This window comes from Occallatibacter sp. (genome assembly GCF_049802275.1).
In the GTDB taxonomy this organism is placed as follows: Bacteria; Acidobacteriota; Terriglobia; order Terriglobales; family Acidobacteriaceae; genus Telmatobacter.
On record NZ_JBARMD010000225.1, the window covers coordinates 1 to 3,506 of the forward strand.

Below are 3,506 nucleotides of genomic sequence, written 5' to 3' on the forward strand. Positions count from 1 at the left end.
GCCTGGGACGGCCGGCATGCAGTCGGGCTGGGTGTCAGAGATGCTCGGCGATCCGGTCATTTCGCAGAACATCGATTTTCTCAGCTATCACGATTATCTCTTTGACAATCATCAAACCGGCGCACAGTGGGACACTTACAACGGGCTTGATTCCGTTTACCAGATAACGCAGGATTCAGGCACGGGTCCCCTGCGCGCCTACCTTTATGCAACCAGACTGGTGGCTGCCGGCAAACAGCCCCAGGGAAAAGATCTGCCGATCTACAACTCCGAGTACAACCTGAATTGGGCCTTTGCGAAGAACTGTTGCGCAAACGATCCGACGCTTTCGCCGGTCTGGAACAGCATGTACGTTGCAGACACACTCAACTCCGTATACGACGGAGCGCCACACACGCCGGACCACATGGTGTATTTCGCAGCGACTGCAATTCCATTCTTCTGTCTGATTGGCCAGATCGATGTGAATATGGACTGCGCGTACCCGGAAGGAACCGTCCCTCAGCTCTACCCGCAGTATTTTGTTTATCAGCTATTGGGTGCGGCAAATTACCTTGATCTTCAAGACGGGGGGTACATGGCCAAATCCATCTCCCCTGGAACGCTGGGCAATGGGCTGGTCGTGACGGCGTTCTTTACCAAGGACCAGGACGCGATCGTGCTGATCAATCCCAATCAGAATACGTTGAGCAATGTAACCGTGAATCTGAACAACACCGGTCTGACCTCGGCGCAGGGCACTCTCTATCAGATCGTGAACGGGCAATCGATCAGCAGCACTCCCGCCACTCTGCAAAACCAGACGGGCACGTCGTATACGACAACTTTGACGCTCGGCCCGCGTTCGGTTCAGGCAATTTCAATTCACAATTAAACTGCGAGCAGCGAATGGAACCTGCAGCTGCGTGGGACATGTAAAAGAGGATTGTCTCGTCTATTTGCCGAGAGGCGAGCCCTGGCTTCCGGTATACGCCACTTCCCGAACCCAATGGACATGCCCGATCATCCTATTCAGGTCTTCATTGTCGGGAGAACCCATGGGTCGACGTTTCGCCGAACTTGCCTTCACGCCACTGGTGAGGGAAGAGCAAACAGTGCACGGCAGCCGTCATCTTTACGAGCGCGTTGAGCACCCACCGGATCCCGGCGATCGCCTTGGGCCCGATGAGCAGGCCTTCATCCGAGAGCGCGACGGTTTCTACATGGCGTCGGTCACGGAAACCGGCTGGCCGTATATCCAATTTCGCGGCGGCAAGATCGGATTCATTCACATACCCGACGACCGCACCATCGCATTCGCCGACTTGCGTGGCAACCGGCAATATATCAGCACGGCAAACCTGAAGCACGACGATCGCGTCGCGTTGTTCTTCATGGACTATCCCACGCAGAGCCGGTTGAAGGTCTTAGGCCGGGCGAAGATTCACGAAGGCGATGCGGAGGCACAGAGGTTGATCGAATCGCTGCGCGTGCCCGAAGAGAAATCTCCACCCGAGCGCGCATTCATCATTCACGTCGAAGCCTTCGACTGGAATTGCCAGCAGCACATTACCCCGCGCTACTCCGAAGGGGAACTCGCAACGATCCTCGAACCCATGCGTCGCCGTCTCGAGGCTCTGGAAGCAGAAAATGAGCGCTTGAGAACCGGCGGTTGAGAACTAAGGGTGGCTTGACCTTATCCCCATAGGAAGAAACGAGGCCCACCAGCGTGCGGTGGGCCTCACAGGTAAATCAGCAAGCAATACTCGTTAACTCGCGGGAACCGTAGCGGTGCTCGTATTGGAAGCTGGGCTTTCCGTTCCAGCACCATCTACGCTCTTCACCATGTAGACATAGGCCTTTCCGCTTGTGACTGCGGAGTCCGTGTAGGTTGTAGGCCCAACGGGCGAGGAATTAAGACGCTGGTACGAAGTGGTTCCGCCTGCCGCTCGATAGATGTTGTAGCCCATGACCGGATCAGACGATCCGGCTGGTGAACTCCAACTCAGTTCAATCTGGTGGGACGTGGACGTAGCGGTTCCGCTCAACGCGAAACTTGCAGTCGGGTTGGAGGAAGAGTTGCTGGTGATCGTCAACTGGCCGGTAGCCGAACCAGCAGCGGTCGGTGCAAACTGCAAATTCAGGCCCAGGGTCTGACCGGGATTCAGGGTGACCGGAAAACTCGATCCGGACATTGAGAATCCAGTGCCAGTCACAACAGCTGAATTCACAGTGACAGGCGCCGTGCCGCTGGAGGTGAGGGTCACCGTCTGCGTTGTTTTGGAGTTCAAGCTGACAGCGCCGAACGGGATGCTTGTTGCGTTGACTGTGAGAACCGGAGTTGGCGCAGATCCGCTGGGACTCAATTGGATGGAGAAAATCTTCGAGACTCCTCCGGCGCTCGCCGTGATCGTCGCGACCTGCGCTGTTGTGACCGACTGAACATTCAAGTTGAATCCGGCGGTGGATCTGCCCGCCAGAACCCACGCGTGGCTGGAAACCGTCACGGCTGGATTATTGCTCGACAGGTTTAGGGCGATCTGACTCGACGTGGTACTGGTCAGATATGCCGAACATGCGTCGGTTCCAGCGGAGCCGAAGGAATTGCTATGGCAGGAGATTTTGCTCAACTGCGGTTGTGAAGATGAAGTCGAAGCTGGAGGGGCTAACTGGATTCCGTAGGTCACTTTGTTTCCACTACTTGTTTGCGCCGTGATCCACACCGTACGCGCGGATAAAACAGATGCTAGAGTCGCGCTGAATCCTCCGGTCGATGCACCCGCCTTAACATAAATAGTGCTTCGGACGGTTAGGGCCGAATCGCTGCTATACAGGTATACGGGGATCTGACTCTGCGCAACGCCACTGAGATAGACCGAGCATGCGTTCGTTCCAGCAGAGCTGAAAAAATTGGTTTGGCAGGAAATTTTGCTTAGCGACTGAGCGGTTGCACCGGATGTGCCCAATGATAGACAGCCCAAAACTGCTATAAAGAGGGCGATTTTCCGAGATTGGAAAAACCGGCTTGCAACTACGTTAGACCAATGATATGTGGTATTTAGGTCTGAATATGGCTTCACTACTGTACACTCCTATGTGTGCGCACACCTCTCCCCCCGATCCTGGGAGAAGACCTCGAAGGAGTCGTGGAGCACGACTCCACGAGCCCTCAGAGCGCAAGACTCAAAAGGATGCACGGAGCAAATGGTGTCCGATGTAATTAATTGTTAGCTTAAGAGTAAATTCTTATTGGGTCGGTTGTCTACTCTGTAATTGGTTAAAAAGTTACTATCGTGTCCCCAAATCAGATTGACGTCGAGGCGGTCGGAGCGCTAAAGAATGCGCGTAATCTGATGCGTGTCATAAATCGCAATGTAGAGTGAACCATGCGCCAGCTTGACTATAGCGTAGCCACCAGCCTCGACGGTTTCATCGCCGGTCCAAGGGGTGAATTCGACTGGATCATCCAGGACCCGACCATGAACTTCGGCGAAATGTTTCGCCAATTCGGCACCGCTGTGATGGGG

4 protein-coding genes are annotated in these 3,506 nt (G+C 54.8%); 2 read left to right on the forward strand and 2 right to left on the reverse strand.

All coding sequences use genetic code 11. The features are described from left to right. Positions 1-874 (forward strand): hypothetical protein (locus tag WA354_RS07980; protein ID WP_472812473.1); only part of this gene is annotated, 874 nt, incomplete at its 5' end. 163 nt (positions 875-1,037) lie between these two features. Continuing rightward, a complete protein-coding gene (locus WA354_RS07985; RefSeq protein WP_472812474.1) occupies positions 1,038-1,655 on the forward strand; it encodes a pyridoxamine 5'-phosphate oxidase family protein in 618 nt (205 codons plus the stop codon). Positions 1,656-1,748: 93 nt separating this feature from the next. On the opposite strand, the gene WA354_RS07990 is transcribed toward WA354_RS07985, so the two are convergent. Both WA354_RS07990 and WA354_RS07995 read right to left on the reverse strand, forming a co-directional pair. Beyond that, entirely contained in the window at positions 1,749-2,666 is a 918-nt protein-coding gene (locus tag WA354_RS07990) for a choice-of-anchor D domain-containing protein (protein ID WP_472812475.1), read from the reverse strand. A 645-nt stretch (positions 2,667-3,311) separates the two neighbouring features. Then, a partial coding sequence (locus tag WA354_RS07995) for a hypothetical protein (RefSeq protein WP_472812476.1) occupies positions 3,312-3,506 on the reverse strand: 195 nt, incomplete at its 5' end.

Coding starts and splice junctions, on each gene's coding strand:
- WA354_RS07985 (WP_472812474.1), top strand. CDS start 1,038: ATGGGTCGACGTTTCGCCGAACTTGCCTTCACGCCACTGGTGAGGGAA.